At 70.4% G+C, this 24828-nt stretch carries 26 protein-coding genes and 2 tRNA genes; 13 read left to right on the top strand and 15 right to left on the bottom strand.

The window, feature by feature from the left end:
- Positions 1-10: 10 nt before the first annotated feature.
- Positions 11-2056 (bottom strand): hypothetical protein, encoded by a 2046-nt coding sequence (locus BMW35_RS10280; RefSeq protein WP_089669352.1) that lies wholly within the window; start codon positions 2054-2056, stop codon positions 11-13.
- A gap of 140 nt (positions 2057-2196) precedes the next feature.
- Between BMW35_RS10280 and BMW35_RS10275 the strand changes: the two genes are divergently transcribed.
- The gene (locus BMW35_RS10275; protein WP_089669351.1) at positions 2197-2979 is read left to right on the top strand and encodes an SDR family oxidoreductase; all 783 of its coding nucleotides are present in this window, start codon (positions 2197-2199) and stop codon (positions 2977-2979) included.
- 101 nt (positions 2980-3080) lie between these two features.
- Positions 3081-3473 (top strand): DUF7522 family protein, encoded by a 393-nt coding sequence (locus BMW35_RS10270; RefSeq protein WP_089669350.1) that lies wholly within the window; start codon positions 3081-3083, stop codon positions 3471-3473.
- 1 nt (position 3474) lies between these two features.
- Here the strand turns inward: BMW35_RS10270 and BMW35_RS10265 are convergent, their stop codons facing one another.
- On the bottom strand, positions 3475-4473 hold the full coding sequence (locus BMW35_RS10265; protein ID WP_089669349.1) for a mannose-1-phosphate guanylyltransferase: 999 nt from the start codon (positions 4471-4473) through the stop codon (positions 3475-3477).
- Positions 4474-4647: 174 nt separating this feature from the next.
- Here BMW35_RS10265 and BMW35_RS10260 point away from each other — a divergent pair, with 174 nt between their 5' ends.
- From BMW35_RS10260 to BMW35_RS10245, 4 genes are all read left to right on the top strand, one after another.
- Complete coding sequence (locus BMW35_RS10260; RefSeq protein WP_089669348.1) at positions 4648-5580, top strand: replication factor A; 933 nt, start codon at positions 4648-4650, stop codon at positions 5578-5580.
- Positions 5581-6171 (top strand): RPA family protein, encoded by a 591-nt coding sequence (locus BMW35_RS10255; RefSeq protein WP_089669347.1) that lies wholly within the window; start codon positions 5581-5583, stop codon positions 6169-6171.
- Between the two features lie 46 nt (positions 6172-6217).
- Positions 6218-6613 carry a DUF8146 domain-containing protein gene (locus BMW35_RS10250; RefSeq protein WP_089669346.1) on the top strand — a complete coding sequence of 132 codons (396 nt, stop codon included), beginning with the start codon at positions 6218-6220 and terminating at the stop codon, positions 6611-6613.
- A 190-nt stretch (positions 6614-6803) separates the two neighbouring features.
- Positions 6804-8117, top strand: coding sequence for an aminoacyl--tRNA ligase-related protein (locus BMW35_RS10245; RefSeq protein WP_089670406.1), 1314 nt, complete (start codon positions 6804-6806; stop codon positions 8115-8117).
- On the opposite strand, the gene BMW35_RS10240 is transcribed toward BMW35_RS10245, so the two are convergent.
- Positions 8107-8559: a DUF5814 domain-containing protein gene (locus BMW35_RS10240; RefSeq protein ID WP_089669345.1), complete on the bottom strand. Its 453-nt coding sequence runs from the start codon at positions 8557-8559 to the stop codon at positions 8107-8109. The two genes, BMW35_RS10245 and BMW35_RS10240, sit on opposite strands and share 11 nt — an antisense overlap.
- A gap of 96 nt (positions 8560-8655) precedes the next feature.
- On the opposite strand from BMW35_RS10240, the gene BMW35_RS10235 reads away from it, so the two are divergent.
- Both BMW35_RS10235 and BMW35_RS10230 read left to right on the top strand, forming a co-directional pair.
- Positions 8656-8728 (top strand) — tRNA-His (locus BMW35_RS10235).
- A 123-nt stretch (positions 8729-8851) separates the two neighbouring features.
- Positions 8852-9601 carry a DUF4097 family beta strand repeat-containing protein gene (locus BMW35_RS10230; RefSeq protein WP_089669344.1) on the top strand — a complete coding sequence of 250 codons (750 nt, stop codon included), beginning with the start codon at positions 8852-8854 and terminating at the stop codon, positions 9599-9601.
- Here the strand turns inward: BMW35_RS10230 and BMW35_RS10225 are convergent.
- The 5 genes from BMW35_RS10225 to BMW35_RS10205 form a co-directional block, all read right to left on the bottom strand.
- Positions 9598-10641 carry a saccharopine dehydrogenase family protein gene (locus BMW35_RS10225; RefSeq protein WP_089669343.1) on the bottom strand — a complete coding sequence of 348 codons (1044 nt, stop codon included), beginning with the start codon at positions 10639-10641 and terminating at the stop codon, positions 9598-9600. The genes BMW35_RS10230 and BMW35_RS10225 overlap by 4 nt on opposite strands.
- A gap of 78 nt (positions 10642-10719) precedes the next feature.
- Positions 10720-12969, bottom strand: coding sequence for an AAA domain-containing protein (locus tag BMW35_RS10220; RefSeq protein WP_089669342.1), 2250 nt, complete (start codon positions 12967-12969; stop codon positions 10720-10722).
- A gap of 48 nt (positions 12970-13017) precedes the next feature.
- Positions 13018-14187 (bottom strand): site-2 protease family protein, encoded by a 1170-nt coding sequence (locus BMW35_RS10215; RefSeq protein WP_089669341.1) that lies wholly within the window; start codon positions 14185-14187, stop codon positions 13018-13020.
- A 69-nt stretch (positions 14188-14256) separates the two neighbouring features.
- Positions 14257-15477 carry an iron-containing alcohol dehydrogenase family protein gene (locus BMW35_RS10210; protein WP_089669340.1) on the bottom strand — a complete coding sequence of 407 codons (1221 nt, stop codon included), beginning with the start codon at positions 15475-15477 and terminating at the stop codon, positions 14257-14259.
- A complete protein-coding gene (locus BMW35_RS10205; protein ID WP_089669339.1) occupies positions 15477-16433 on the bottom strand; it encodes a ring-cleaving dioxygenase in 957 nt (318 codons plus the stop codon). The genes BMW35_RS10210 and BMW35_RS10205 overlap by 1 nt, the downstream gene beginning before the upstream one ends.
- A 124-nt stretch (positions 16434-16557) precedes the next feature.
- On the opposite strand from BMW35_RS10205, the gene BMW35_RS10200 reads away from it, so the two are divergent.
- From BMW35_RS10200 to BMW35_RS10190, 3 genes are read left to right on the top strand one after another with little or no spacing between them, the layout of a single operon-like run.
- Positions 16558-16773, top strand: coding sequence for a hypothetical protein (locus BMW35_RS10200; protein ID WP_089669338.1), 216 nt, complete (start codon positions 16558-16560; stop codon positions 16771-16773).
- Positions 16770-17627, top strand: coding sequence for a beta-keto acid cleavage family enzyme (locus BMW35_RS10195; RefSeq protein ID WP_089669337.1), 858 nt, complete (start codon positions 16770-16772; stop codon positions 17625-17627). The genes BMW35_RS10200 and BMW35_RS10195 overlap by 4 nt, the downstream gene beginning before the upstream one ends.
- 44 nt (positions 17628-17671) lie before the next feature.
- Entirely contained in the window at positions 17672-18046 is a 375-nt protein-coding gene (locus BMW35_RS10190) for a cupin domain-containing protein (RefSeq protein WP_089669336.1), read from the top strand.
- 4 nt (positions 18047-18050) lie between these two features.
- Here the strand turns inward: BMW35_RS10190 and BMW35_RS10185 are convergent, their stop codons facing one another.
- Positions 18051-19169 (bottom strand): phosphotransferase family protein, encoded by a 1119-nt coding sequence (locus BMW35_RS10185; protein WP_245708163.1) that lies wholly within the window; start codon positions 19167-19169, stop codon positions 18051-18053.
- A gap of 112 nt (positions 19170-19281) precedes the next feature.
- On the opposite strand from BMW35_RS10185, the gene BMW35_RS10180 reads away from it, so the two are divergent.
- Positions 19282-21333, top strand: a complete 2052-nt coding sequence (locus tag BMW35_RS10180) for a DEAD/DEAH box helicase (protein ID WP_089669334.1) — start codon at positions 19282-19284, stop codon at positions 21331-21333.
- A gap of 23 nt (positions 21334-21356) precedes the next feature.
- On the opposite strand, the gene BMW35_RS10175 is transcribed toward BMW35_RS10180, so the two are convergent.
- Positions 21357-21641: a pro-sigmaK processing inhibitor BofA family protein gene (locus BMW35_RS10175; protein WP_089669333.1), complete on the bottom strand. Its 285-nt coding sequence runs from the start codon at positions 21639-21641 to the stop codon at positions 21357-21359.
- 86 nt (positions 21642-21727) lie between these two features.
- On the opposite strand from BMW35_RS10175, the gene BMW35_RS10170 reads away from it, so the two are divergent.
- Positions 21728-21800 (top strand) — tRNA-Pro (locus BMW35_RS10170).
- 198 nt (positions 21801-21998) lie between these two features.
- Here the strand turns inward: BMW35_RS10170 and BMW35_RS10165 are convergent.
- The 5 genes from BMW35_RS10165 to BMW35_RS10150 all read right to left on the bottom strand — a co-directional run bounded on the left by BMW35_RS10165 (position 21999) and on the right by BMW35_RS10150 (position 24799).
- The gene (locus BMW35_RS10165; protein ID WP_143052184.1) at positions 21999-22343 is read right to left on the bottom strand and encodes a hypothetical protein; all 345 of its coding nucleotides are present in this window, start codon (positions 22341-22343) and stop codon (positions 21999-22001) included.
- 327 nt (positions 22344-22670) lie between these two features.
- Entirely contained in the window at positions 22671-22802 is a 132-nt protein-coding gene (locus BMW35_RS15995) for a hypothetical protein (RefSeq protein ID WP_281242486.1), read from the bottom strand.
- On the bottom strand, positions 22803-23162 hold the full coding sequence (locus BMW35_RS10160; protein WP_089669331.1) for a DUF7344 domain-containing protein: 360 nt from the start codon (positions 23160-23162) through the stop codon (positions 22803-22805).
- Between the two features lie 98 nt (positions 23163-23260).
- Positions 23261-23821, bottom strand: a complete 561-nt coding sequence (locus BMW35_RS10155) for a metal-dependent hydrolase (RefSeq protein ID WP_089669330.1) — start codon at positions 23819-23821, stop codon at positions 23261-23263.
- A gap of 78 nt (positions 23822-23899) precedes the next feature.
- The gene (locus tag BMW35_RS10150; protein WP_089669329.1) at positions 23900-24799 is read right to left on the bottom strand and encodes a phosphatase PAP2 family protein; all 900 of its coding nucleotides are present in this window, start codon (positions 24797-24799) and stop codon (positions 23900-23902) included.
- Positions 24800-24828: the final 29 nt, after the last annotated feature.

Below are 24828 nucleotides of genomic sequence, written 5' to 3'. Positions count from 1 at the left end.
CCCGGCCAGGCTACGCGAAGTCGTCGGGCGAGAGCGTTTCTGGTCGCCGGAGTCGGCCGTCGACGAGCAGCGGGCCGGTTTCGGTGGCCAGCATGTCGGCGAGCGTGTCTCGGGACAGCGAGCACGTGGTCGGCTGGGCCGACAGGAAGTGTCGCTCGGGCGGTCCGTAGTTCATGCTGGCCATGGAACCGATACCGTTCTCGCCGTTCGGGTACCATGCTATCGTCCGAGGCACGCCGTTCGCGCCGGGTTGCTCGGCCGTCGTCGCGCTCCAGAGGCCTGCCGCACCCGACGTGCTCCGGCGAAGTGTGAGCGTCGGGTCGCCGAGGGCAGTGTACCGACTCGTGTCCGTCCCCGTCTGGCCGAGCGCGTCCAGCACGCCGTACAGCGGGAAGCCGGCGTCCAGCAGCATCGCCGCGTCCCGGCCGACTGTACCCGCCACTCCGTCTTCGACGTCGTCGACGGTGACGATACCGCCCGCCGCCCCGGCCGTCAGCAGCGCGAACCCCTGCTCGTAGGACCGACACCCGTTCAAGAAGAACGCGCCCACGCCGGTCATCGGGAGCGTGCGGACGTCCAGTTCCCCGTCCGGACACACCATCCCCCGTTCGGTGACGTGCCCCACGAAGTGCAGGAAGTCCGTCTCCGACAGCAGCGCCTCCTGTAACTCCGCCGTCGTCAGCGAGTGCGACACGCGAACGTCGGTGTCCCCGGTCTCGTGGACGTCGTACGCGAGTTCGTCCGGCGCTGCGAGGCGTTCGTCGTTGTAGACGACGTGGACGTCCAGCGGCCCCGCTCCGGACGGCCAGTCGAACCCCCGACGGAACGACCCCACGGTGGGGTTCGCCGCGTCGACCGCGAAGCCCTCTCCGGCCCAGACGTGGCCGGGTGTGTCAGTCGGTGCCGGGCGGACGACTCCGGACGCCGCTCTCGACGGCTGGTCGAGCGACCGCGCGAGCGCGTCGGGCACCGGCGACCGATCGACTCGCGTCGGCCCGGGCGGCGGGCTCCGCACCGCAGCGAGTTCCGACGCGAGATACGGCAGTGCCGGAGCGTACCGGGGTTCGGGGGCGACGTCTGCGGTGAGGTGCCAGTCCACCAGTCCCGTCGTCGCCGACCGCGGCACCTCCAGGTAGGCCGCGGTGCGCTCGTCCAGTGGGAGGTCGAACAGCGCTTCGTAGTCCAGGTCCACGCGGTCGTCGACGGCGTCTGTCTGCTCGGTCCAGAACGGGAACGCGCCGACCGTCCGGACGGCCCCGTCCAGCACGAGGCAGTGCTCCAGGCAGTCCCGGACGTCGGCCGCGAGGGCGTCCCGGTCGAAGTGTACCGTCCGTCCGGCGGCGTGCAGCGCCGACTCGTTCCCCGGTTCGACGGTGGCGCCGAGGTAGTACGCCAGCGGCGCCACCGTGAAAATCGCGCCGTAGTCCGGCGGCACCTCGACGGTGATTCCGGTCTCCGGCGGCTCGACGTGGCTCGGAACGTCCAGACTCGTCCCGAGTTCGACGGCTGGCGGGTGGCCGCGGAGGGACGGCCACGACCGGTCCGGCAACTCCGTCTTCAGCGCCGACCCGAACGTCGACACCGCCGCCATCACGTCCCGCGGGTCCTCCGTCGTCGTCACGGTGCCCGCGGGCTGCTCGTGGTGGGAGCGCACGCCGACGACGACGCGAGCCACCGGGTCGGCGTCCAGCACGGTGTGGTTGTCCTCGAACCGCGCCCGGACGGCCGCGCCACACACTTTCACGTACGTCTTCGCCCCCGGCGGCGACGCGTCTATCTCGTACGTTCCAGCGTCGAGCCATTCGCTCGACGCGGCGTCCTCCGTTCGGTGGGCCATCTCGCCGTCCCGGAAGAACACCGCGGGTCTGCGGAGCGGGTAGTGGAGTTCGGCCGTCTCGAACGCCACGGCGGCGTCGACCGGGTTCGTGAACTCGTCGACGGACGCCTCCTCGGGGTCGATTCGGCTGTCGAACCGGAGGTCGAAGCGCTCGCTCTCCGCGGTGTCTCGCACCCGAAGCGTGTGCCCCTCGTCCTCGACATCGAACTGAATCGTCACAGTGCCCTTGTCGGCCGGTCAGCCGATTGCTCCCCCCTCAGGACGCACCGCTGATAAGCGTTTCAGTACTCGGAGCGCGCTCGGCTGGCGCGGTTGCCGGCTGCGAAGCGACTTAACCCCTGGCCGGACCAGTCAGTCGCATGGACCTGGCACTCGACGGCGACGCGGCGCTCGTGACGGCATCGTCCAGCGGCCTCGGGAAGGCGAGTGCGGCGGCGCTCGCCCGCGAGGGTGCCGACGTCATGCTCTGCTCCCGCAGCGAGGACCGCCTCGACGCCGCGGCCGAGGACGTGCGGTCGGACGCGGCCGGCGACGTCCTGACCGTCCCGACGGACATCACCGACCCCGACGACGTGGAGGCAGTCGTGGACGCGACCGTCGACGAGTTCGGCCGCCTCGACCACGTCGTCACGTCGGCGGGCGGCGTGCCAAGCGGGCCGTTCCTCGACACGAGCGACCGAGACTGGTACGACGCCTACGACCTGCTCGTGATGAGCGTCGTGCGCACCCTCGACGCGGCCCACGAGCACCTCGTGGACGGCGGCGGCACCGTCACCTGCGTCACGTCGACGAGCGTCAGCGAGCCCCTCGAGGGGCTCGTGCTGTCGAACGCCGTCCGGCGGGGCGTCGTCGGCCTCGCGAAGACCGTCGCCCGCGAGTGGGCTCCCGAGGTCCGGGCGAACGTCGTCCAGCCCGGTGCCCACGAGACGCCGCGAATCGAGGAACTCGTCGACGCTTCGGTGGCGCGCGGCGAGTACGACAGCTACGAGGAGGGGCTGGCGGCGTGGAGCGACGACATCCCGCTGGGCCGCGTCGGCGACCCCGCGGAGTTCGGGGACGTCGTCGCGTTCCTCGCGAGCGACCGCGCGAGCTTCGTGAACGGTGTCAGCCTCCCCGTCGACGGCGGCCGCCTGCGCGGCTAGTGGGTGGCCTGTGACAGCCCCGAGGTCGGGCTCGGACTCGAGTTACGGGGGCGTGACACCGCTGGGCTGCGCTTATCTCCCTCGGTGGTGTACACACCGATATGGTCGAAGAGACGGCTGAGCGCCTCACCGAGTACCTGTACAGCCAGGTCGGTGACGGGCTCCGGACGGTAGTCATCGTCAGAGACGGCGACTACGCGATCCACTACCTCAGTGACGAACTGCGGCGGGAGTACACCAACGAGACCTACGACGAAGTCGTGGACACGTTCCGCCTCGAGAGTCCGTTTCTCTCGGAGGAACTCGCCGACTCGCCGGTCGGGGAGCGGCGCGCGCTCATCGACTACCACGAGAACGCGTGCGTGATACAGTTCCCGTACTCGGCGTCGGAGACGATTCTCATCAGCGTCTCGCGGGAGGCGGGTCGTGACCTCATCGAGTTCGTCGAGGCGTGCCGGGACATCGTCGGGGACAGGCGCGGAACGGCGACCTGACCTAAAACAGGCCGTCCTCGTCCAGTGCCGCGACGGCCTCGCGGACGCGCTGGGCGTCCTCCCGGGGGACGACGAGGACGCGGTCGTCGTAGGCGGCGACCACGAGGTCGTCGACGCCGACCACCGAGACGTGTTTGTCGTCACTGGCGATGACGTTCCCGCTCGCATCGACGACCGTGGCGTCGCCGAGGACAGCGTTCTCGCCGTCCAGTAGGCGGCCGAGCGCGTCCCACGCGCCGACATCGTCCCAGTCGAAGGCCGCCGGCACGACCCGGACGTCGGCGGCGCGTTCGAGGACTGCGTAGTCGACGCTCACGGGGTCGACGCGCTCGAAGGCAGCGGCGGGGTCGGCTCCGAATTCGAGTGCGTCCGCGAGCGGACCGAGCGGTCCGTCGCTGGCGGCGTCGAGGAACGCCGCGGGCGTCCACGCGAACATCCCGGCGTTCCAGAGACAGCTACGGTCGACGAGCCGCTGGGCCGTCTCGGCGTCCGGCTTCTCCCGGAAGACCGCCACCTCGCTGTGGTCGCCGCGGTCCGCGCCCGGCTCGATGTAGCCGTAGCCAGTCGCAGGGCGGTCCGGCTCGATTCCGAGCGTGACCAGCGCGTCGGTGCGTACGGCGACATCCACGGCCGTCTCGGCCGTGTCCCGGAAGCCGTCACCGACGACGTGGTCGCTCGGCAGGCAGAGCATCGCCGCGTCGCCCCCGAAGCGCTCCCGCACTTCGCTGGCGGCGTACGCGAGCGCCGGCCCCGTGTCTTTCCCCGCCGGCTCGACGAGGACGGTGGCCTCCGGCACTTCCTCGCGGACGCGGTCGGCGTACTCGCCGCGAGTGACAGCGAGGAGGTCGTCAGCGAACTCCGCGCGGTCGGCGGTGCGGCGGAGGAGGCTGCGGTCGTCGTCGCCGAGCGCGAGGAACTGCTTCGGGCGGTGGCTCCGGCTCGCCGGGTAGAGCCGGGTGCCGGTGCCGCCCGCGAGCAGGACGGCGACGGTGCGCGTCACGGCGCGCTCACCCGCGAAGAGTGCTGCATAGGCGCGCTTCGGCGCGGCGTCCCAAATGCCTGTCTCCGGCCGAGTACATATCACTTTCACCCCGGTGCCGAGAGTTTAAAGGTAGTCGGGAGCCAATCCCGATACGTCTCCCATCGAAACACACGCGGAGACGGACACACGACCATGAGCGACCTTTCAGACACTGCTCAGGAGGTTCACGACGACCTCTCGGAGCACGTCGACGCCACCGTCGACGACGTGGAAGCACGGCTGGAGAAACTGGTTACGGAGTACAAGGTCCCGGTAGACGAGGCCCGCCGCAGCGTCGAGAACCACTACCTCGACGAGGCCGGCCTCGACCGCGACGACCTCGCCGGCGGGGGCGGCAACGACACCGTCGAAGTCGAGGACGTCGACGAGGCCGAGCAGTGGGTGGACATCACGGCGAAAGTCGTGGAGCTCTGGGAGCCCCGCTCGGACTCCGTCGGGCAGGTCGGCCTGCTCGGCGACCCGACCGGCACCATCAAGTTCACCAAGTGGGCCAAATCCGACCTCGCGAACCTCGAAGAAGGGAAGACCTACCGCCTCGGGAACGTCGTCACCGACGAGTACCAGGGCCGGTACTCGGTGAAACTGAACAAGACGACGACCATCGAGGAGGTCGACGAGGAGTTCGAAGTCGGCGACAACGAAGACGAAGTCGAGGGCGCGCTCGTGGACGTCCAGTCCGGGAGCGGCCTCATCAAGCGCTGCCCGGAGGAGGACTGCACGCGCGTCCTCCAGAACGGCCGCTGCAACGAGCACGGCGAGGTCGAGGGCGAGTTCGACCTCCGCATCAAGGGCGTGCTCGACGACGGCACCGACGTCCACGAGGTCATCTTCGACGAGGAGGCCACGGAAGCCCTCACGGGCATCGGCCTGGAGGAGGCCAAGCAGATGGCCAAGGACGCCCTCGACACGACCGTCGTCGCCGACGAGATGAAGGCGAAGATTCTCGGGAAGTACTACCGGGTCACGGGGCCGACGTTCGGCCGCTACGTGCTCGCGAACGAGACGGAGCTGCTGGACGACCAGCCAGACCCTGAATCCGTGCTGATTCGAGCGAGGTCGATGTAGATGAGTGGAGCACCTACCCGCGAGGTCGCGCGACGCGTCTTCGCAGCCGAGTTCAACGATGCAACGTTCACCTTCAAGGAGTCCGACGACGAGCGCGCGCCGCTGTACGCGCTGCTCCCGACCGGCGAGCGCGCGAACCGCGTGTTCGTCTCGGGGACACTCACCGAGACCGAGGACATCGGCGAGGACTCGGAGTACTGGCGCGGCCGCGTCGTCGACCCGACGGGAACGTTCTTCGTCTACGCCGGCCAGTACCAGCCGGAAGCGGCGTCCACGCTCCGCGACGCCGAGACACCGACGTACGTCGCCGTGGTCGGGAAGCCGCGGACCTTCGAGACCGACGACGGGTCCGTGAACGTCTCCCTGCGGCCGGAGTCCATCACGATGGTCGACGAGGCCGTCCGCGACCGCTGGGTCGTGGAGGCGGCCGAGCGCACGCTCGACCGCGTCGAGGCGTTCGACGAGGAGGGCAACGAGTACGCCGAGCGCGCCCGCGCCGAGTACGGCGAAGACCTCTCGGCGTACCGGCAGGCGGTCCTCGACGCGCTCGAGGACTTCGACGCGGAGGCCGACGTTCCGGCCGACGCGTGACCGTCTGACAAACCCTTAAGCAGTTCCGGCCGACAGTCTCTGCCAAATGGGGAACAAGAACAAGACCATCTCGTTCCGCGTGAACGAGGACACGTTCGACGCGCTCCGCGACATCGCCGAGGAGCGCGACCTCTCGCTGTCCGCGGTGTTCCGGGACTACGTCGACTCGCTGGTCGCCCACGACGGCCAGGTCCGACTCGTCCCCGAGGACAACACCGCGGACGACGACGACGAGTTCCCGCCGAGCGTCGAGGTGTCGAAGAGCTTCGTGCGCGAACACGAACGCCTCGAACTGGAGGCCGAGCACCTGCGCGAGCAGCTCGACGAGCACAAGGCGTACATCGACCACCTGCGGAACCGGCTGGAGGGCGAGGACGACATCGAGGAGGTCGTCCACCTCGAAGAGCTCGACGACGACGACGAACCCTACCAGCTCGGATAGCGAGTCGTTCCCACGGCCGGGGTAGCCTTTTTGTGGCGGGTCGTGAACGACCAGCTGTGATAATCGAGTCACGCCAGGGGTCCGGTCGGGCCCGTGGACGCGTTCCGGCAGGCGCATAGCGGATTCTCGCAGCAGATGCGAGCGACGACGACCACCAGCGACCGCGACGCCGCGAACGGAGGTGGTCGGCGTGCGGCGTAGCGACCTGTTCCTGCCCGCGACCCGGGAGACGCCCGGTGCGGGGTCCGATGCGGCGAAGCTCCTGGTCCGCACGGGCCTGATTCGGAACTTCGGCAGCGGGCTGTGGGCGGTGACACCCGCCGGCCAGCGGGTCCGGGAGAAGCTCACCGAGCGCGTGGTCGCGGCGATGGACGCCATCGGCGGGCAGCGCGTCCGACTGCCCGGCCTCCAGTACGCCGACCGCTGGCGCGAGAGCGGGCGCTGGGGTGGCTTCGAGGACGAGATGTTCACGCTGGAGAACCGCGACGGGCAGGCGATGTGTCTCGCACCCAGCCACGAGGAGGGTGTCGTCCACCTGCTCGACGGCCGGGTGCGCAGCCACGCCGACCTCCCGCTGCTCGTCTATCAGGTCGAGTCGAAGTTCCGCGACGACCACGCGAGGAACGGGCTCGTGCGCACGAAAGAGTTCACGATGCAGGACGCGTACAGCGTCCACGTCGACGAACCTGGGCTCCGAGAGACCTACCGCGAGGTCCGGGCGGCCTACGAGCGCGTCCTCGACGACGTCGGTCTGGAGTACGCTATCGTCGAGGCCGACGCGGGCGTGATTGGCGGCGCGGCCTCCGAGGAGTTCGTCGCGCCCGTCTCAGACGCCGGCGGCGACAGCGACCGGCTCGTCTACTGCACGGCCGACGGCTGTCGGTTCGGCGTCACCGACGAACACGACGGCTCCGACGCGCACGCGACCGGAGACGCCTGCCCCGAGTGCGGTGGCGACCTCGCGGCGAGCGACGGCATCGAGGTCGCCCACGTGTTCAAACTCGGTACCCGGTACTCCGAAGCGATGGATTTCACCGTCGACACCGACGACGGCAGCGAGCGCCGCGTCGAGATGGGGAGCTACGGGCTGGGCGTCGACCGCCTGCTCCAGACGCTCGCCCAGCAGCACGGCGACAGCGACAGTCTCGCGTGGCCCGTCACAGACTGGGGGAGCGCCGCGCCCTACCGCGCCGCCGTGATTCCCGTTGGCGAGGGCGAGGTACTGAATGTCGCCGAGCGCATCCACGACGACTGCGGCCGCGACGACGTGTTGCTGTACGACGACCTGAGCGTCGGGGAGCGCTTCGCCGAGAGCGACCTGCTCGGTATCCCCGCCACGGTCGTGGTCGGGAACACGTATCGCGAGGACGGTGTCGTCGACGTGGAGACCGAAACGGGAACGGAGGAGCTGGCCGTCGAGGCGGTCGCCGAGTGCGTCGAGCGTTTCGCCGCCGGTGAGGAGGAGGAGGAGGAGAGCGGATGCGGGAGCGGCGCTATCGGCTGAGTTCGCGTTTCTTCCGGCTGGCGCGGTCGGCCTCCTCTGGACGGCCGTCCACGTCGGCGAGCTCCTCGACGGCCTCCAGCGTGCGGATGGCGTCGTCGAGGAACGAGTAGAGGTCGCCGGGGTACGCGTACACCATGTAGTCGTCGGTCATCACGTCCACCATCGACTCGGGGTCGAGGCCCTGCGCGCGGAGGTCCAGCAGGTACTCGACGAACTTCTCCTCGGGGTGCCCGCAGTAGGGGTTCGAGTCGCAGTCGCAGTCTAGGAAGTCCTCGGCGAACTCCAGAACTGAGTCCCGGGTCGCGTCGTTCAACTCGGAGAGGTCCCCGGTGAACAGGATGTCGAGGGTCGCGCCGCTGAACGCCGACTTCGGGAACCGGGTGTCGAGCTGGGACGCGATCTGCCGGTGGTTCTTCACGTAGATTTTGTCCGTGACGGCCACAGTCACCCCTCGATACGCCCGGTTCGTGGAAAAGCGTATCGTCTGCCCGAGGTCGTAACGTATTTGTCTGCGAGCGCGCTACGACCGAGTGCAGTGTCCGGGGTAGGGTAGTGGACTATCCTTCAGCCTTGTGGAGGCTGAGACGCGGGTTCGATTCTCGCCCCTGGACCTTCTCAACACACTCGAACCGCGAGCGACCAGCTTGCTGTGTCGCTCGTCCGGTCGCTGGGCACTGTTTCACCGCGAGCAACACGCAGTAAGTGATTAGGAACGCCGGGCGAGAGCATGGCGTATGCAACGACGAGCCCTCCTCGGCGGCGTCGCAGCCGCAGCGGCAGCGTCACTGACTGGCTGTGTGAGCGGTCTGTTCGGCGACCAGTACGAGGAGACGAGAGAGGTCGAGTTCGACCTGCCCGGCGAGGACGCAGTGGTGAGCGTGCACAGCGAGAACGGCGACGTGGACGTCTCGACCCACGACGGCGAGCGGGTGGCGGTGACCGCGCGGCTGTCGGGGCCGAGCGAGGAGCGCGTCGACGGCGTCGAGGTCGCCGGGCCGACCGGGGACGGCGACGTGTCGGTCGCGCTCGAAGGGACCACCGACCGGGTGAGCGCCGGCTTCGACGTGCAGGTGCCGGCCGGGACCGCGGTCGGCGAACTCGAGACGGACAACGGCGACGTGGAAGTGCGGGACGTGGCGGGCGTCGAGTCCGCGGTCTCCGAGAACGGCGACGTGACGGTGCGGTCGGCCGGCCCGGTGTCGACGGCGGAGACCAACAACGGCGAGGTCGGCGTCGACCTGCCAGCGACGCTGCCGGGCGACGTGACCGTCGCGTCGGACAACGGCGACGTGGGCGTGTCACTGTCTCCGGACGTCGACGCCGAGGTGGTGGCGCGGACGGACAACGGCGAGGCGAGCATCGACGGCCTCGAACTGTCGGACCTGCGCTCCGACGACGGGACGGTGCGTGGCGTGCTCGGCGACGGCACGCACGAGGTGGTGGCGGAGTCGGACAACGGAGACGTCGAGTTCGACGCGCTCTAGGCGTCGTCGGTCCGGGTGACGCCGTCGAGGTCGGTGACGAAGTCCGGACCGTAGGCCGTCGACGGCGTCTGATAGCCGTCGGGGGCGTCGCCGTCGAGCGCGCGCTCGGCGGCGGTGCTGGCGGCATCGACCGTGAGCGCGTAGGTTTCTGGCGTGACGAGCCGCGAGACGGCTGTCTCACCGGTCGCCTCGTTCCGGGCTTCGCCCCAGACGTAGGCGCGGCCGGACTCGCGTTCGGTCTCGTCGGGGCCGTCGACGAACCGCCGGGCGAGCGACTGGAGCGCGTCGCTGACCGGCTCCGCGCCGAGCACGGGGCGGAGGTGGCGGGAGGCTGAGAGCAGGCGGCGGGCGGCCTTCGGCATCGGGACGTAGACGTCGACGTTCGGGATGCCCGTGGAGTGGTACGCCGTCGACACGTCGCCCCAGGGGATGGTGACGCCGGTCCGGACACCGTTCCCGAAGTCGATGCGGCGCTCCCGGTGGCCGGGGGGCACTGCGACGAGTCGGCCGTCCCGCCGCACCGCGCCGTCGTCGGCGAACTGGCCGAGCGCGGTGGCGGCGGTGCCGGGCGAGAGCCCGCCGTGGGGCTCGAAGCCGAGCGAGAGGTGGGTGGCGTCTGGCAGCCGGTCGGCGAGGTGGGCGGCGAGGCAGTCCGTCGGCACGACGTCGAAGCCGACGCCGGGGAGGAGGGTCACGCCCGCGTCCGCGGCGTCGTCGTCGCGGCGGGCGAGCGTCTCGAAGACGGGAATCTCGCCCGTGACGTCGAGGTAGTCGACGCCGGCGGCGAGGCAGGCCTCGACCAGCGGTTCGGCCGTCTCGACGAACGGGCCCGCACAGTTCAGGACGACATCGACATCGTCGAGGTGGGCGTCGGCGTCCCCGACGGGGAGTGCCCGGGTCTCGCAGCCGAGCCGGGTGCCGATTCGGCCGAGTTTCACGTCGTTCCGGCCGGCGAGCACGGGGTCGCGGCCGCGGTCGGCGAGTTCCTCGGCGACGAGTTCGCCGGTGTAGCCGTAGGCACCGTAGACGAGCAGAGTCACGTGCGTCGGTAGGCCGCCCGGGGTCTTGGCTGTGGGTGTGGCAGGGAGTGTTGCGGCCTCGGGGCGGCCTGCCAGGCGCTATCGGCTGGTGAGCCGGGCCGCGTCGAGGTCCGCGAGCGCGTCGTAGAGGGCGGCGTAGACGCCGGCACAGGAGTCCTCGGAGTCGCGGTGGCCGGCCGGCTTGGTAAGGGTCTCCCAGTCGCCGACCAGCGAGAGGTGTCGGCGGGCGCGGGTGAGCGCGACGTTCAGGCGGCGCGGGCCCTCCTCGGGGTGTTCGAGGAATCCGGCGTCGTGGGCGTCGTTGCTGCGCGCGAACGAGACGACGACGGCCTCGCGCTCGCCGCCCTGAAACGAGTCGACGGTGTCGACGGTGAGGGCGGAGCGGTCGAGGCCGCGGTCGGCGAGCGCGCGCCGTATCTCCGAGACCTGCCCGCTGTAGGCCGCGATGACGCCCACGTCGCCCGGGTCGACGCCGGCGTCCAGAATCGCCGCGGCGCGCTCGGCCGCGACGCCGGCTTCGGCGGCGTTCCGGACGCTCGCGCCGCGCTCCTCCCGGCGCTCCGCGCCGGCCACGTCGAACAGTTCGACCGCCGGGAGGCCGTCGACGGTGCGGTCGGCGGCCTCGTCGGCGGTCTCCAGTCGGCCGCCGTAGAACGCCTCGTTCGGGAAGGCGGCGATGGCGTCGTGCATCCGGTACTGGCGCGCGAGCAACACGGCCACGTCGTCGCCGTAGCGGTCCAGGATGGTCTCGAACAGCGACGGTCGCATCTCTCCCGCGCCGCCCTCGCGGACGCCGTACGGCGGGAGCTGTCGGTGGTCGCCGGCGAGCACGAGCTTCTCCGCGGCGTTCACGGCGATGGCGGTGGCCGCCCGAGACGCCTGGGTCGCCTCGTCGACGACGGCGACGTCGAAGGCGTCCTGGTCGAAGGTGGCAGCGCCGTTCGTCGTCGCCGCGACCACGTCCGCGGTCGCGACGCCGCGCTGCCGGTAGTGCTCGTCGACGACGCGGTTCCGGGAGTGCCGGCCGTACCGCGCGACGTCGACGCTCTGGTCGTCACCGAGTACGCCGTGCAGGGACGCCTCGTCGGGGTCGTCGGGCGTGCTGTCGCCGACGAGGAGGTTGTCGACGGCCTGGTTCGAGTGGGCGGTGACGAGGACGCGCTCGCCCCGGGCGACGGACTCGGCGACGACGGCCGCGAGGGTGCGCGTCTTCCCGGTTCCCGGCGGTCCGTGGATGCAGAGCACGTCGTCGGCGGCGACGGCGAGCGCGAGCGCGCGTGACTGGTGGTCGTCGAGCGCGAGGTCGGCGCGCCGGCGGCTGGGCGGCCGGGAGACCGAGAGGTCGCGCTCGCCCGTGAGCAGCCGGCGCTTCTCGGGCGTCTCCCAGACTGCGTCGAGGGCGTCGAGCCGGCGGGCGTAGGGGACGGGGTTGAGCAGGCCGCGCAGCCAGAACGGGTCGGCGTCCTCCAGGGCCGCTGCGGCGCGCTCGGGGTCGTCGGTGCGCTCCCAGGCCGGCCGCAGCGTGACGACCGGGCCGTCGACGCTCGCGACCCTCGCGGGGAGCGGCAGCGCGTCCTCGAAGGCGTCCAGCAGGACGTGGTTGTCCGGGTAGAGGTCGAACGCCGACACCAAGTCGATGTCCGCCGGCACGCCGTCCTCGGGCGCGTACTGGACGCGCACGTCCGCCGGCCGGTCCGAGTGCGCGGTCGTGCCGACGAGCACGAACGGCCCGTCGACCGCGCGCTCGCCGATTAGCTGTCCGAGGTCGGCGTCGGCGTGGGCCTCGCGGGTCCCCTCGCGCTCGGCCGCCCGCTCGCCCCGGACCGTCTCCCGGAGGTCGTCGAAGAACGCGCGGCGCTGCTCGCCCGCGAGCGGGGCCTCGGCGGCGACGGCGGACGGAACGTCGACGTCCGCGAGCGCGTCGCCGTCGTCGCCCGCGTCGGGTGCGTGGTCTGGGTGCCAGAACCGCACCCGGTGGGCGATTTCGGTGGCGACCACGTCGTCGAGGGGGGCGCGGCTGTCCGCGCCGCTGATACCGAAGCTCTCGTCGAAGTAGCCGACGGCGTCGCTGTCCGCGTCCCAGACGACGTACTCGTCGGTGGGCTCGGGGCCGTCCGCGGCGTGCAGCGGGACCACCTGTCCCCGGCCGTCCTCGTCGGGCACGTCGACCACGCCGGCCGCGTTCGTCAGGCACGCGCGGAGGTCGTCGTGTTCGAGGCCGAGGTAGCGGCTGAGCGCCCGGAGGTCGTCCGTCGCGTACCGGCCGGCCCCGTGCAGCGACCACTCCTCGTAGAGGGGCGTGACGTCCGGAGTGTCGCCGTCGGTCATCGGACGACGAGGTAGCCCGCGGACCGAAAAGAGGGTGCCGGTCCCGGCTCAGCGCCCGGAGAGGTCGAGGTCCTGCCGCGTCGCCTGGAAGTCGGTGGACTGGATGATGTCGAAGGCGTTGACGAGGTCGGTGCGCGTGATGAGCCCCGTCATCTCGCCGTCGGCGTCGACGACCACGAGGCGGCCGACGCCGTGGCGCTGGAGGGCGTCGAGGGCGTCCGTGGCGTTCGCGTAGATCGGGACGGTGTACACCTCGTCGGTCATCACGTCCTCGACGCGCATGGCGTCGCGCTCGACGGCCTTGACGCTGCGGGCGTCGTCCAGCGTGACCATGCCGACGACCTCGCCGTGACGCATCACGGGGTAGCCGGTGTGGCGCTCCTGGAACATGCGGTCCATGAGGGTGGCGATGGAGTCCCCGGCGTCGACGGTGTGGACGTCGTCGCCGTGCGTCATCACGTCCGCGACGGTGACGCCCTCGAAGGCCGCGTTCATCACGGTGCGCTGGGCTTCGCCGGACGCGCCGACGTAGATGAAGAACGCGACGCCGATGAGCAGGAGGTTCAGCGTGAGGATGCCGACGAGACCCATGACGAGCGCGAACAGCTTCCCGACTTCGGCGGCGAGCTGGGTGGCGCGGGCGTACGGGCGGTTCCGGGCGAGCAGCGCGCGGAGGACTCGGCCGCCGTCCATCGGGAAGCCCGGCAGGAGGTTGAACGCGGCGAGCGCGAGGTTCATGAGCGCGAGGTAGCCGAAGACGAACCGCGCGAAGTCCAGCGACGAGGGCAGCACCTGGAGCGCGACGTAGCTGCCCGCGGCGAGCGCGACGCTCACTGCGGGGCCGGCGAGCGCGATGTAGAACTCCTGGTTCCACTCCTCGGGCTGGTCGCTGAGGCTGGCGATGCCGCCGAGAATCCACAGCGTGATGGAGTCGATGGTGAACCCATACCGCATCGCGACGACGGAGTGTCCGAGTTCGTGGAGGACGACGCCTGCGAACAGTCCAACGGCGGCGACAGCGCCGAGCAGCCACTGACCGTTGCCGGCGGTCAGTGCGTCGCCGTTCAGCGCGGCGTCGAACGGCGCGTCGTTCAGCAGCGATATCCACATGTCGACCTGGGTGCCGATGAGGTAGGCGAACACCGGCAGCACGAGCAGGAACGTGGCGTCGAGCTTGATGGGAATCCCGAAGGCGCTCCCGATGCGGAAGCTGCGCATGCCGGTAGCTATCGGTCGACCCGTCTTAACTCCGGGGGCGTCGGCGAGCCGGGTGCGTCCCCGGAACCGCTACCAGGCGGCGTCGAGGACGGCTTCGGCGTCCTCGGTGGTGACGTCGAGGTCGGTCGGCGCGTTCGCGACGAAGGCGTCGGCGACCGTCGCTTCGGCGATGGCCCGGAAGTCTGTGGGCTCGGGGCCGTCGACGTCCCGGAGCCGGCTCGGCAATCCAAGCGAATCGCGGACGGCTTCGACTTCCTCAACGACGGCCGCCGCGGGGTCGTCGGTGTCGCCTACACCGAGCGCCTCCGCGAGCAGGTCTCGGCGGCCGTCCACCTCGCCGAAGAGGTAGTCGAGGACGTGCGGGGCGACGATTGCGTGCGCGACGCCCTGCTGTAGGGTGCCCGTTCGCGTGAGACCGTGGCCGAAGGCGTGAATCAGGGAGAGCGTGGAGCCGTCGGGCCGGGAGATGCCGTACTGGACGAGCAACAGCCCCTCCAGCACTGGTTCCATGGTCTCGGGAGTCGGACCGGTCGCACCGAGTTCCCGGAGGCCGTCGGCGAGCAGCCCGAGCCCCCGGCTCGCCGTGGCGTCCGTGACCGGGGTGGCGTTCGCGGCGTACAGCGTCTCGATGCCCTTGTCGAAGCCGTTCATCGCGGAGCCGGCGAGTACGGACTCCGGAGTTGTCGCGGCGAGTTCGGGGTCGGCGACGACGGCGGCCGGCAGCAGGCGGCGGTCGCCGACGCCGCCCCCCGATTCCTCGTCGACGAAGCCGGAGCCGGGGCCGGCGGTGATGCCCGCGACCTGCGAGACGTCGGCCCCCGCGAGCGTCGTCGGGACCGCCACGACGGGCGGCAGGTCGCCGTCCGGGACCGGAATCGTTCCCGTGTCGTCGAACGCCCGGAAGACGGATTCTCTCGGCTCTTCGGAGGCGGCGAGGGCGCTGGCGACCTTCGCCACGTCGATGCTGCTGCCGCCGCCCACGGCGACGAGCGCGTCGGCACCGGTCTCGGCGAGTCTGTCGGCGGCGTCGAACGCCGTAGCGAGCCGTTTGTCGGGCGTGGTCTCGGCGAACACGCCAGCGAGCCGGTCGCCCAAGCCCTCCCGGACGGGGTCCATCACGGCGGCCGTGCTGCCGACCGTCGAACCGGTGACGACGAGCGCGCTGTCGAGGCCGTGGGCGGCGAGTTCGTCGCCGAGGTCCCGCGTGCTCCCCGCGCCGAAGCGGAGGACCGGCGACTCGTAGTCGAAGCGGAACGGGTCCCCGGCACGGTCGTCTGCGGTCGCGTCCATCAGTCGTCTCCGTGGCTCGGCGCGTCGAACGCGGGCAGTTCGACCTCGATGCGCGCCCGCTCGTCCTCCAGCCAGTCGGGGAGGACCAGACTGGAGCCGAGGTCCTCGACGGCCTCGTCCGCGTCGAACCCGGGCCCGTTGGTCGCAATCTCGAACAGCACGCCGCCGGGCTCCCGGGTGTAGACCGACTGGAAGTACGTCCGGTCGATGACGCCGCTGGGCTGGAGGCCGTGGGCCCGGTAGGCCTCGCGGTACTGCTCCTCCTCGTCGGTGTCCGCGGCCTGGAACGCGACGTGGTGGACGGTCCCGATGCCCATCTGGCCGCGGGGCTGGTCGGTCTCCACGAGGTCGAGTCGGGAGTGCGGGCCCTCGCCGGGCGCGCGGAAGCGCCGGCGGCCGTCCTCGTCGCCGACGTGCTCGTAGCCGAGGACGTCCGTGAGAATCTCCGCGGTCGGCCCGAACTCGGCGACCGCGAGCGTGACGCTGTGGAAGCCCCGAAGCCGGTGCTCGGCGGGCACCGGGCCGTCCTGCCACGCCACGGTGTCGGCGTCGGCGGCGGACTCGCTCGCGACGAGTTCGAGCCCGATGCCGTCCGGGTCACTGAACTGGAGGACGGGCTCGCCGAACCGCTCGGTCTCCTCGACCGCGACGCCCGCCTCGTCGAGGCGGTCCCGCCAGAAGCCCAGCGAGTCCGGGCGAATCAGGTACGCGGTGTGGCTGGTCTGGCCCGCCCCGAACTCGCCGTCGCGGCCGCGCTCGCCCCACGGGAAGAACGTGATGTTGGTGCCCGGCGTTCCCTCGTGGTCGCCGAAGTAGAAGTGGTAGGTGCCCGTGTCGTCGTGGTTCACGGTGCGCTTGACGAACCGCAGGCCGAGGGTCTCGACGTAGAAGTCGGCGTTGGCCTGTGGGTCGCCCGCGATGGCCGTGACGTGGTGGAGTCCGGCAGTAGTCGGCATACTCGACGTAGGAACCCCAGCCTCCTATGTCCTCCCGGACGGGTGGGTTACCGGGTGACAGCCGGGTTACCACCGGACGCCGGGGCCAGCGAATCGTTAACACACCAGCCGGCGAAGCACAGCCATGACCTGTCCCCACCTGGAGTACCGCGACGACGACGGCCGCTTCGACGCGCCGCGAGCCTACTGCGGGGCGGCCGACCAGTTCGTGCAGGCGATGCGCGCCGACGTCTGCAACGACCGCTACGACCTCGACCACGCGACGGACTGCGAGATATTCCTGGCCCACGAGGGAGAGGGCGCGACTCCAGCCGAGGACGCGGCGGGTGGAGAGTCGTGACGTACGCGGACTACCTCGCCGGCGAGCCCGTGATTCTCACCGCGGCGCTGACCGGCGGCGTCCACGGCAAGGAAGCGAACCCGAACCTCCCGGAGACCCCCGAGGAGATTGGGTGCGCGGCGGCCGCAGCGGAGGACGCGGGCGCGGCGGTCGTCCACGTTCACGCCCGCGAGGACAGCGGCGAACGCTCGTTCGCCACCGAGCGCTTCCAGGCCATCGACGACGCCATCCGCGAGCACGCCGATGACGTCGTCATCCAGCACTCGACGGGCGGGACTGGCGCGCCCGACGACCTGCGCCACCAGCCCCTCAGGACGGACCCCGCGCCCGAGATGGCGAGCCTCGACATGGGGCCACTGAACCGCTACGACCACCTCACCAGCGAGAACACCCGCGGGCTCGTCGACTCGCTGCACGCCGAGATGGTCGAGCGCGGCATCAAGCCCGAACTCGAAGTGTTCAACGACGGCCACGTGAACGAGGTCCACGGCCTCCTCGACCGCCGCGACCTCGCCGACCCGGTGTACGCCACGCTCATCTGCGGCCCCGGCACGCTCACCCGTCCTCGGCCCCGGAACTTCCTGAACCTGATTTCGAACCTCCCCGACGGCGCGGCGTTCAACACGCTCGGGTTCGGCCGCCACCAGCTCCCGTTCGCCGCGATGGGCGTACTGTTCGGCGGGCACGTGCGCGTCGGCTTGGAGGACAACGTCTACTACGAGGCGGGCGAACTCGCCGAGAGCAACGCCCAGCTCGTCGAGCGCGTCGCGGGGCTGGCGCGGGAACTCGGCCGGCCCGTGGCGACGCCCGACGAGGCCCGCGAAATTCTCGGGCTGGGCGGACGCCCCGAGTGACCGGGACGGCTACCCATAAGTCCCGGGCCTGCGAACGGTCGACCATGAGCGAGCCCACACACGTCGTGAAGCACGCAGAGGACGCCGAGTACGAGGCCGTCGGAGCGGCCGACGGGATGCAGAAGGGCGTCCTGCTGGACGAATCGGACGGCGCGCCGAACTTCGCGATGCGCCGGTTCGAACTCGCGGCGGGCGCGAGCGTCCCCGAGCACACGAACGAGGTCGAACACGAGCAGTACGTCCTCGCCGGCAGCTACACCGTCGGCATCGAGGGCGACACCTACGAGGTGGAGGCGGGCGACAGCCTCCTGATTCCGGCCGGTGCCGTCCACTGGTACGAGAACGACAGCGACGAGACGGGCGCGTTCATCTGTGTCGTGCCGAACGGTGACGACGACATCCAGCTGGTCGACGAGTAGGGAGTCAGAGCGCGAACTCGCCGTCGACGATGCTTCTCGTGACCGCGGCCGTGTAGTCCAGCAGCGGCTCCCAGTCCGAGTCCTCACCGGCCGCGACCCGGCGGGCGTGGATGTCCTCCCAGACGGTCGCGAGGCCGAGCGCGGCGTGCGTCCGGTAGAAGCGCTCGTGGTCGAACGAGAGGTCCGTCTGTGCTTCGTAGCGCTCGACCAATTCGCGGCGGCTGGGGCTGCCGGGCCGGTTCGCGTACCGGTAGAACCCGTGTTCGGCCGCCTCCGCCACTTCTGCGACGGCCTCTGGGTAGTCGTCACCGTAGCGGTCGCGGATTGCGTCGAGACCCGGCGTGGGGTCGCCGTCGTCCCGCCAGTAGAACAGCAGGTAGCCGAGTTCCGTCCGCGGCTCGGCGAGGGTCGCCGTCTCCCAGTCGAGGACACCCGTTATCTCGGGCGGCGTGCCCGGGCCGAAGCAGACGTTCCCGGACTTGAAGTCGCCGTGCGTGAGCCGGGTTTCGTGCTCGGGCGGAGCGTGCTCGCGGAGCCAGTCGGCGGCGCGCCGGAGTTCGGGCACGTCGCGGCCGCTAGCGTCGGTCGCGCGGTCGAGGCGGTCGGCGAACCGCTCGACCTGCTCCAGTGGCTCGTAGCGCTCGCAGACGCCCTCGAAGGGCTCGGTAGGGACCGAGTGCACGTCGGCGAGGGTGTCGACGAGCGCCTCGCCGACGGCCCGCCGGTTGGCCGGCGTCTGGAAGCGCTCGGGGAGCGGCGACCCGACCGGCACCGGTTCGCCCTCGCGGTACGTCGTCACAGCGAACGGGTCGCCGAGGACGGACGCGTCCTCGCAGTACGCGACCGGCTCGGGGGCGGGGACGTCGGTGTCCGCCAGCGCCGACAGCACGCGGTACTCGCGGTCGAGGCCCACGAACAGGTCGCTGTCCCGCATCTCGCTGGCCCGGCGAACCACGTAGGCGTGCTCCGTGGACTCGGTGGAAACGGCGACCATCGTGTTCAGCGCGCCGTCCAGCACCTCGGTGTCGGTCACGCGCTCGCCGAGTTCGTCGGCGAAGTACGTTTCGAGGTCGGCGAGCGGGAGGGCGTCGGCGGTCATCGTCGGGGAGTGGGAGGCCGTCATGAAACCATTCCCGGTGGCGTGCGGGGATGTACCACGGCGCGCTGGTGGCGGCCACGAGAACGACTGCCAGCCAAGCGAACCGCTGAAATACCGGCGTCCTGTATGACTGGGCGTGTCTGAGCAGGTCCAGCGCGTGGACACGCTGTTCCTCCACGAGACGGGGGACGACTACCTCGCCGTCGCCAACCGCGACGGCGACCGGCTGTTCCGCGCGAAACTGGAGGTCGCGGAGAAGAGCGCGGGGCCCCGACCCGGCCGGTTCCGCCGGAAGACGAGCGGGGGCGAAGAGCCGCGGAACCCCGACGAGTTCGTCGCCATCGCGCGACGAGCCGGCCGCATCCGCATCAGCCAGCAGACCAGCCAAACGGGGCGCGACGAGCTCCGGGACATGCTCTCGGCCTACCAGCTCGACGCGAAGGTCGTGCGGACCTGCCGGTACTGCGCGGGGAAGGGGCGATACTCGCCGCTCACGTCGGAGACGGCCATCGAGGCCGACGGCGAGCACATCTGCCGGGACTGCGCGGTGCGCGAACTTGAGCGCGAACTCTCGTTCTCGGGGTCGGTGTCGGGCGCGGCACAGGACCGCCTCGAAGAACTGCTGTTCGAGGAACAGGACCTCGCGAAGGTTACGGGACTGTTGAGCGGGAACCTCGACCCCGACCTGACGAAGTACGACGAGGTGTCCGCGACCACGGACGAGGTCGACCCCGTGAAGGTCTCCGAACTCGACCTCCACCCGGACGTCCAGGGCCTCTTCGAGGACCGCTTCGAGGAGCTGCTGCCCGTCCAGAGCCTCGCCGTCGAGAACGGGCTCGTGGAGGGCGACGACCAGATGGTGGTGTCCGCGACGGCGACCGGGAAGACGCTCGTCGGCGAGATTGCGGGGCTCCACCGGCTACAGTCTGGGAACGGCAAGATGCTGTTCCTCGTCCCGCTGGTGGCGCTCGCGAACCAGAAACACGAGGACTTCGAAGACGAGTACGGCGACCTCGCGAACGTCACCATCCGGGTGGGCTCGTCTCGGATTCGGGACGACGGCCACGCCTTCGACCCGTCGGCGGACATCATCGTCGGCACCTACGAGGGCATCGACCACGCGCTCCGGACGGGCCGGAACCTCGGCGACATCGGGACCGTCGTCATCGACGAGGTGCACACGCTGAAAGAGGACGAGCGCGGCCACCGCCTCGACGGCCTCATTTCGCGGTTGAAGTACTACTGCGAGCAGCGCCAGCAGGAGCGGTCGGGCTACGACGGCGCGCAGTGGGTGTACCTCTCCGCGACCGTCGGCAACCCCGGCGAACTCGCCAAGAAGCTGCGCGCGAACCTCGTCGAGTTCGAGGAGCGCCCCGTCCCCATCGAGCGCCACGTCACGTTCGCCGACGGCTCCGAGAAACCCGACATCGAGAACAAGCTCGTCCGCCGGGAGTTCGACCAGGAGTCCTCGATGGGGTACCGCGGCCAGACCATCATCTTCACGAACTCCCGGCGGCGCTGCAACGAGATATCGAGAAAGCTCGACTACCCCTCCCGGCCGTACCACGCCGGCCTCGACTACGGCGAGCGCAAGTCCGTCGAGCGCCAGTTCGGCGACCAGGACCTCGCGGCCGTGGTGACGACCGCGGCGCTCGCGGCGGGTGTCGACTTCCCCGCGAATCAGGTCATCTTCGACACGCTCGCGATGGGCATCGAGTGGCTCTCCGTCCAGGAGTTCGAGCAGATGCTCGGCCGCGCGGGGCGGCCGGACTACCACGACCGCGGGAAGGTGTACGTCCTCGTCGAACCCGACGCCTCCTACCACTCCTCGATGGAGGGCACCGAGGAGGAGATCGCGTTCACGCTCCTCAAAGGCGACATGGAGGACGTCGTCACGCACTACGACGAGGACGCCGCCGTCGAGGAGACGCTCGCGAACGTCACCGTCGGCGGGAAGGCCGCCAAGCGCCTCAACGACCGCATGGTCGGGGACGTTCCGACCAAGCACGCCCTCGGCAAGCTTCTGGAGTACGAGTTCGTCGACGGCCTCCAGCCGACGGACCTCGGGCGCGCGGTCACCACGCACTTCCTCGACCCCGACTCCGCGTTCCGCATCCTCGACGGCGTCCGGAAGGGCCGAGACCCCTACGGCATTATCGCCGACCTCGAACTGCAGGACGACGAGTAACGGGCGTGAGAGCGGTTCTCTGACTACAGCGGGACGACCAGCGGCAGCGTCACGACGGCCGGTGCGAACGCCACGCCCGCGTACGCCAGCAGTATCACGAGCAGCGCGCCCGGGAACCCCGCGACGGCGACCGCGAGCAGCGCCAGCGGCGTCACCGCCACCTCCGCGCCCAGCGCCTGCGCGAGCAGTATCACCACCAGCCCCACGACGGCGTTCACGACGAACGGCTTCACGGCCCGAATCACCCAATACGCGCCGAACACCGCCGCGAGCACCAGCGCGACCAGCGCGAGTTCGAGGGCAGCCATAGCGCAGTCGAAACACCCGACCGCGAAAACCCTTGGGGCGTCCCGAACGAAACGCTTAGGCGTGAGGCCGCGGTACGGAGGGGTGTGGGACCGTAGGGTAGCTTGGTATCCTTCGGGCCTTGGGTGCCCGTGACCCCGATTCAAATTCGGGCGGTCCCATACTATTTAACACAGAGCCGGCTTTTGTTGCCGGTTCTCGGCCGTTCCGCGAACCCGAGTAGCGCCGACTCTCGACGGGAGTGGTCGGTATGAGTGTACCCGCCGACTCCACCGACGAGCGAGCAATCTGTCAGTACTGAAGTCCCAGCGGACTGGCAATCCGATGAGTCGGCCACGCAGCCACGTGCGGGAGGTCGTTCAGTTCTCCGCCTCCTGTTCGCAGTACGAATTGTCGTGCGAGACCATGATCGAGACTTCGTCGAGCCCGCTGTCCGATACGTGGGAACCGATCACGACCATGTATGTAGAGCACGCGGCGTCCTCTGAGCTGAGGTCGGCAGTTGTCCACTCGTCGGACGACTGCGCGGTGGTCTTCGCGTGGAGCGTGTACTGGCCTGACTCGCCAGCGGGTCCCTCGAAGGACGCACCACCGACCTCCTGGTCGTTCTCGGCGGCTGTGACGCGTTTTGCCGACCAGTAGACGGGGTCGCCGCTGTCGCGGACGAGTACCTGGACCGTCGTGGGTTCGGTCACGTGGTTCACCACTTGCACTTCTCCGATTTCCGTGGACGACTCGCTGCCCGGAAGCGCAGAACAGCCGGCGACGCAACTGAGGAGAGCCGCTCCGCCCGTCTGGAGGACGCGACGACGAGAGACCATGGCACATCTGTACTCGGGGTGCGAAAAACTGCTTCGCTCCAGCGCCAGCCAGTCGCTTCGGGTAGGCGGAAACTCCGCTCAAAGCGATACGGCGGGTTCGGCCCGCTGGCGGAACGCCGACCGCTCCGTGCCGGCCGCTCGTCGACGTGAGCACCCGAGCGGTCGGGCGGTGGACGGGTCGGTCCGACGGCGGCTACGGCTCGGGAGCCATCATTCGGACTGGCGTCGGAGGTCGTCGACGCTCCGGCGGTGGGCGGGCGTCCGGAGGTAGGCCGCGATCCGGGCGCGGTCGGCGTCCGTGATGCCGTGGTCGTCGGTCGCGGGCTGCTGAGAGCCGGACATCTAGTCGGCCCCGACGACGCTGTCCCGGGCAGCGTACGCGTCGAGCGTGCCGGCGTCGTCCGCGAGCGCGACGAGGTCGCGGTCCTGGTCGTAGTCGACGACGCCTGCGGTCTGGAGTTTCGGGACGTGGGTGTGGTACAGGGAGAGGTAGATAGTCAGCACTGCGTCTTCGGGGACCTGAGGGAGTGGTTCGTCGTGTTCGCGGTCCGCAACCTCGTCGGCGAGGTCCGGAAGCGCCATCGGCCCGTGCTCGGTCAGGCAGTCGAGCGCGTGGCGGCGGCGCTCACTGGAGAGGAGGTCGTGGAGCGCGCTCTCGTCGAGGGCGTGGGCCTCTTGCGATTTCGAGTGCGAGTCGTTCATACTCCCCGTACTTCAGTCCCATTGATAGGTTAACTGCCTTAGTAATTAGGGGTGGTCGACGGAGCCGGGGGCTGACAAGCGTTCGACAGCGCGGACAGTTACGCCGCGGCGTGCGATTCGGTGGGCTGTCGCCGGCCGCGTGTCAGGTACCACGCCACCAGATTGGCCGCGACGCCGAGGATGAACAGCCCCCAGGTCGCCCAGAACGACTGGTACCAGAGCACGTCCAGCATGACCACCGGACCTTTGACGAGCGGCCAGAGCGGTTCGATTCGCGTCGACGCGTCGGGAGCCGACAGGACGTCGGCGAAGAGGTGCGAGACGCCCGTGACCCAGACGACGATGACGCCGACGGCCGTCGCGTGGGCTCGCGCTCGCGCGTCGAACCAGCCCGTCGCCCGGCCGATGCGCGCGAACGCCCACCCGACCAGCGGCCCGAGGACGGCCGCGAACGCCGTGACGGCGAGGACGGTGTGGACGACGCCGTGGTGGTGGACGCCGGAGAGCCAGTTCGAGAGGACGAGGTCGACGTCCGGCAGCATCCCGAACCAGAAGCCACCGAGGAGGACGAAGAGCCCCGTCTCGCGGTGGTCGACGAAGTACCAGACGGGTGCGAGCCACAGCAGCGCCATCCCGAGGTGGCCGAGGACGTCTACCATGCGGACTGGGACGGCACTCAGTCGGAAAGGCTGCGTGCTGGCACCTGCATACCGGTTTCCACGAGCGCGGCGCTGCGGTCAGGCGGACGCCTCGGCGAGAGCCGGCGCGGCGACGACGATGGCGGTGGCGGTGGCCGCCGCGAGGAAGGAGACGGCGAGCGGCGGTGTGGCCGCGTAGGCAGCGCCGAAGAGGACGGCCGCCGCGGCGACGGCGGCGACGGCGGCGGTCGCGGCACGCCTGCTGGACGGCCGAGGCGTCGTCCGCTCGGCGACGGCGCGCCACGCGAGCCAGCCGCCGAGCGCAGCGCCGAGGGCCGTCACGCTGTCGAACGTGACTGCCTGGAGGACGCCGGCGACGCCGGCCGCAGCCGCGAACCAGAACACCGGCTCCGGGCGCGTGCCGGCGTCGCTGACCCGGGAGAGCGCGGCGACGACGACGACGCCAACGGCGGCCCCGACGACCACGTCGACGGCGTAGTGGACGCCGAGCACGAGCCGGGAGAGCGAGACGAGGGCGACGACCCCGCCCGCGGCAGCGAGTCGAGTTCGGCGCTCGCTCGCGTCGAGGACGAGGGCGGCACCACCCCAGACCATCGTCGTGCCGAGCGCGTGCCCGCTCGGGAACCCCGGCCCGTGGCCGGTGGCGATGTCGGTGTACAGGGGTTCGACCGCCGCGGGCAGCCCCGGGACGACGGGTGCCTGGGCCGCGCCGGGCGGGCGCGGCAGCACGAACGCGGTCTTGAGCGCGCCGACGAGCGCGACGTAGGCGAGCGCGAGCGCGAGCACGAACAGCCCGCGCCGGCGGTCGACGCCGAGATGCGGGAGCCGGTCGCCAGCGACGTACAGCGCAGTGCCCGCCAGAAAGAGGAACCAGACGTCGCCGAGCTGCGTCACGAGCGCGAACAGCACGACGACCGGCCACTCCGCGCCGCCGTGGAGCCACTCGGTGATGCCGACGCCGCGGCCGTTCGGTGTCACGTTCGGCCTGGGGACGCGTCGCGTTGTAA

The sequence above is a fragment of the Halobacterium jilantaiense genome (assembly GCF_900110535.1).
Taxonomy (GTDB): Archaea; Halobacteriota; Halobacteria; order Halobacteriales; family Halobacteriaceae; genus Halobacterium; species Halobacterium jilantaiense.
The sequence above is the reverse complement of the archived record's forward strand: the minus strand, read 5'-3'. Positions and strand labels throughout refer to the sequence as shown.

Bases quoted from the DNA above. Each gene is read 5' to 3' on its own strand.
- BMW35_RS10275 (WP_089669351.1), top strand. From the start codon at position 2,197: ATGGACCTGGCACTCGACGGCGACGCGGCGCTCGTGACGGCATCGTCC.
- BMW35_RS10270 (WP_089669350.1), top strand. From the start codon at position 3,081: ATGGTCGAAGAGACGGCTGAGCGCCTCACCGAGTACCTGTACAGCCAG.
- BMW35_RS10260 (WP_089669348.1), top strand. From the start codon at position 4,648: ATGAGCGACCTTTCAGACACTGCTCAGGAGGTTCACGACGACCTCTCG.
- BMW35_RS10255 (WP_089669347.1), top strand. From the start codon at position 5,581: ATGAGTGGAGCACCTACCCGCGAGGTCGCGCGACGCGTCTTCGCAGCC.
- BMW35_RS10250 (WP_089669346.1), top strand. From the start codon at position 6,218: ATGGGGAACAAGAACAAGACCATCTCGTTCCGCGTGAACGAGGACACG.
- BMW35_RS10230 (WP_089669344.1), top strand. From the start codon at position 8,852: ATGCAACGACGAGCCCTCCTCGGCGGCGTCGCAGCCGCAGCGGCAGCG.
- BMW35_RS10220 (WP_089669342.1), bottom strand. From the start codon at position 12,969: ATGACCGACGGCGACACTCCGGACGTCACGCCCCTCTACGAGGAGTGG.
- BMW35_RS10215 (WP_089669341.1), bottom strand. From the start codon at position 14,187: ATGCGCAGCTTCCGCATCGGGAGCGCCTTCGGGATTCCCATCAAGCTC.
- BMW35_RS10210 (WP_089669340.1), bottom strand. From the start codon at position 15,477: ATGGACGCGACCGCAGACGACCGTGCCGGGGACCCGTTCCGCTTCGAC.
- BMW35_RS10205 (WP_089669339.1), bottom strand. From the start codon at position 16,433: ATGCCGACTACTGCCGGACTCCACCACGTCACGGCCATCGCGGGCGAC.
- BMW35_RS10200 (WP_089669338.1), top strand. From the start codon at position 16,558: ATGACCTGTCCCCACCTGGAGTACCGCGACGACGACGGCCGCTTCGAC.
- BMW35_RS10190 (WP_089669336.1), top strand. From the start codon at position 17,672: ATGAGCGAGCCCACACACGTCGTGAAGCACGCAGAGGACGCCGAGTAC.
- BMW35_RS10185 (WP_245708163.1), bottom strand. From the start codon at position 19,169: ATGACGGCCTCCCACTCCCCGACGATGACCGCCGACGCCCTCCCGCTC.
- BMW35_RS10175 (WP_089669333.1), bottom strand. From the start codon at position 21,641: ATGGCTGCCCTCGAACTCGCGCTGGTCGCGCTGGTGCTCGCGGCGGTG.
- BMW35_RS15995 (WP_281242486.1), bottom strand. From the start codon at position 22,802: ATGTCCGGCTCTCAGCAGCCCGCGACCGACGACCACGGCATCACGGAC.
- BMW35_RS10160 (WP_089669331.1), bottom strand. From the start codon at position 23,162: ATGAACGACTCGCACTCGAAATCGCAAGAGGCCCACGCCCTCGACGAG.
- BMW35_RS10155 (WP_089669330.1), bottom strand. From the start codon at position 23,821: ATGGTAGACGTCCTCGGCCACCTCGGGATGGCGCTGCTGTGGCTCGCA.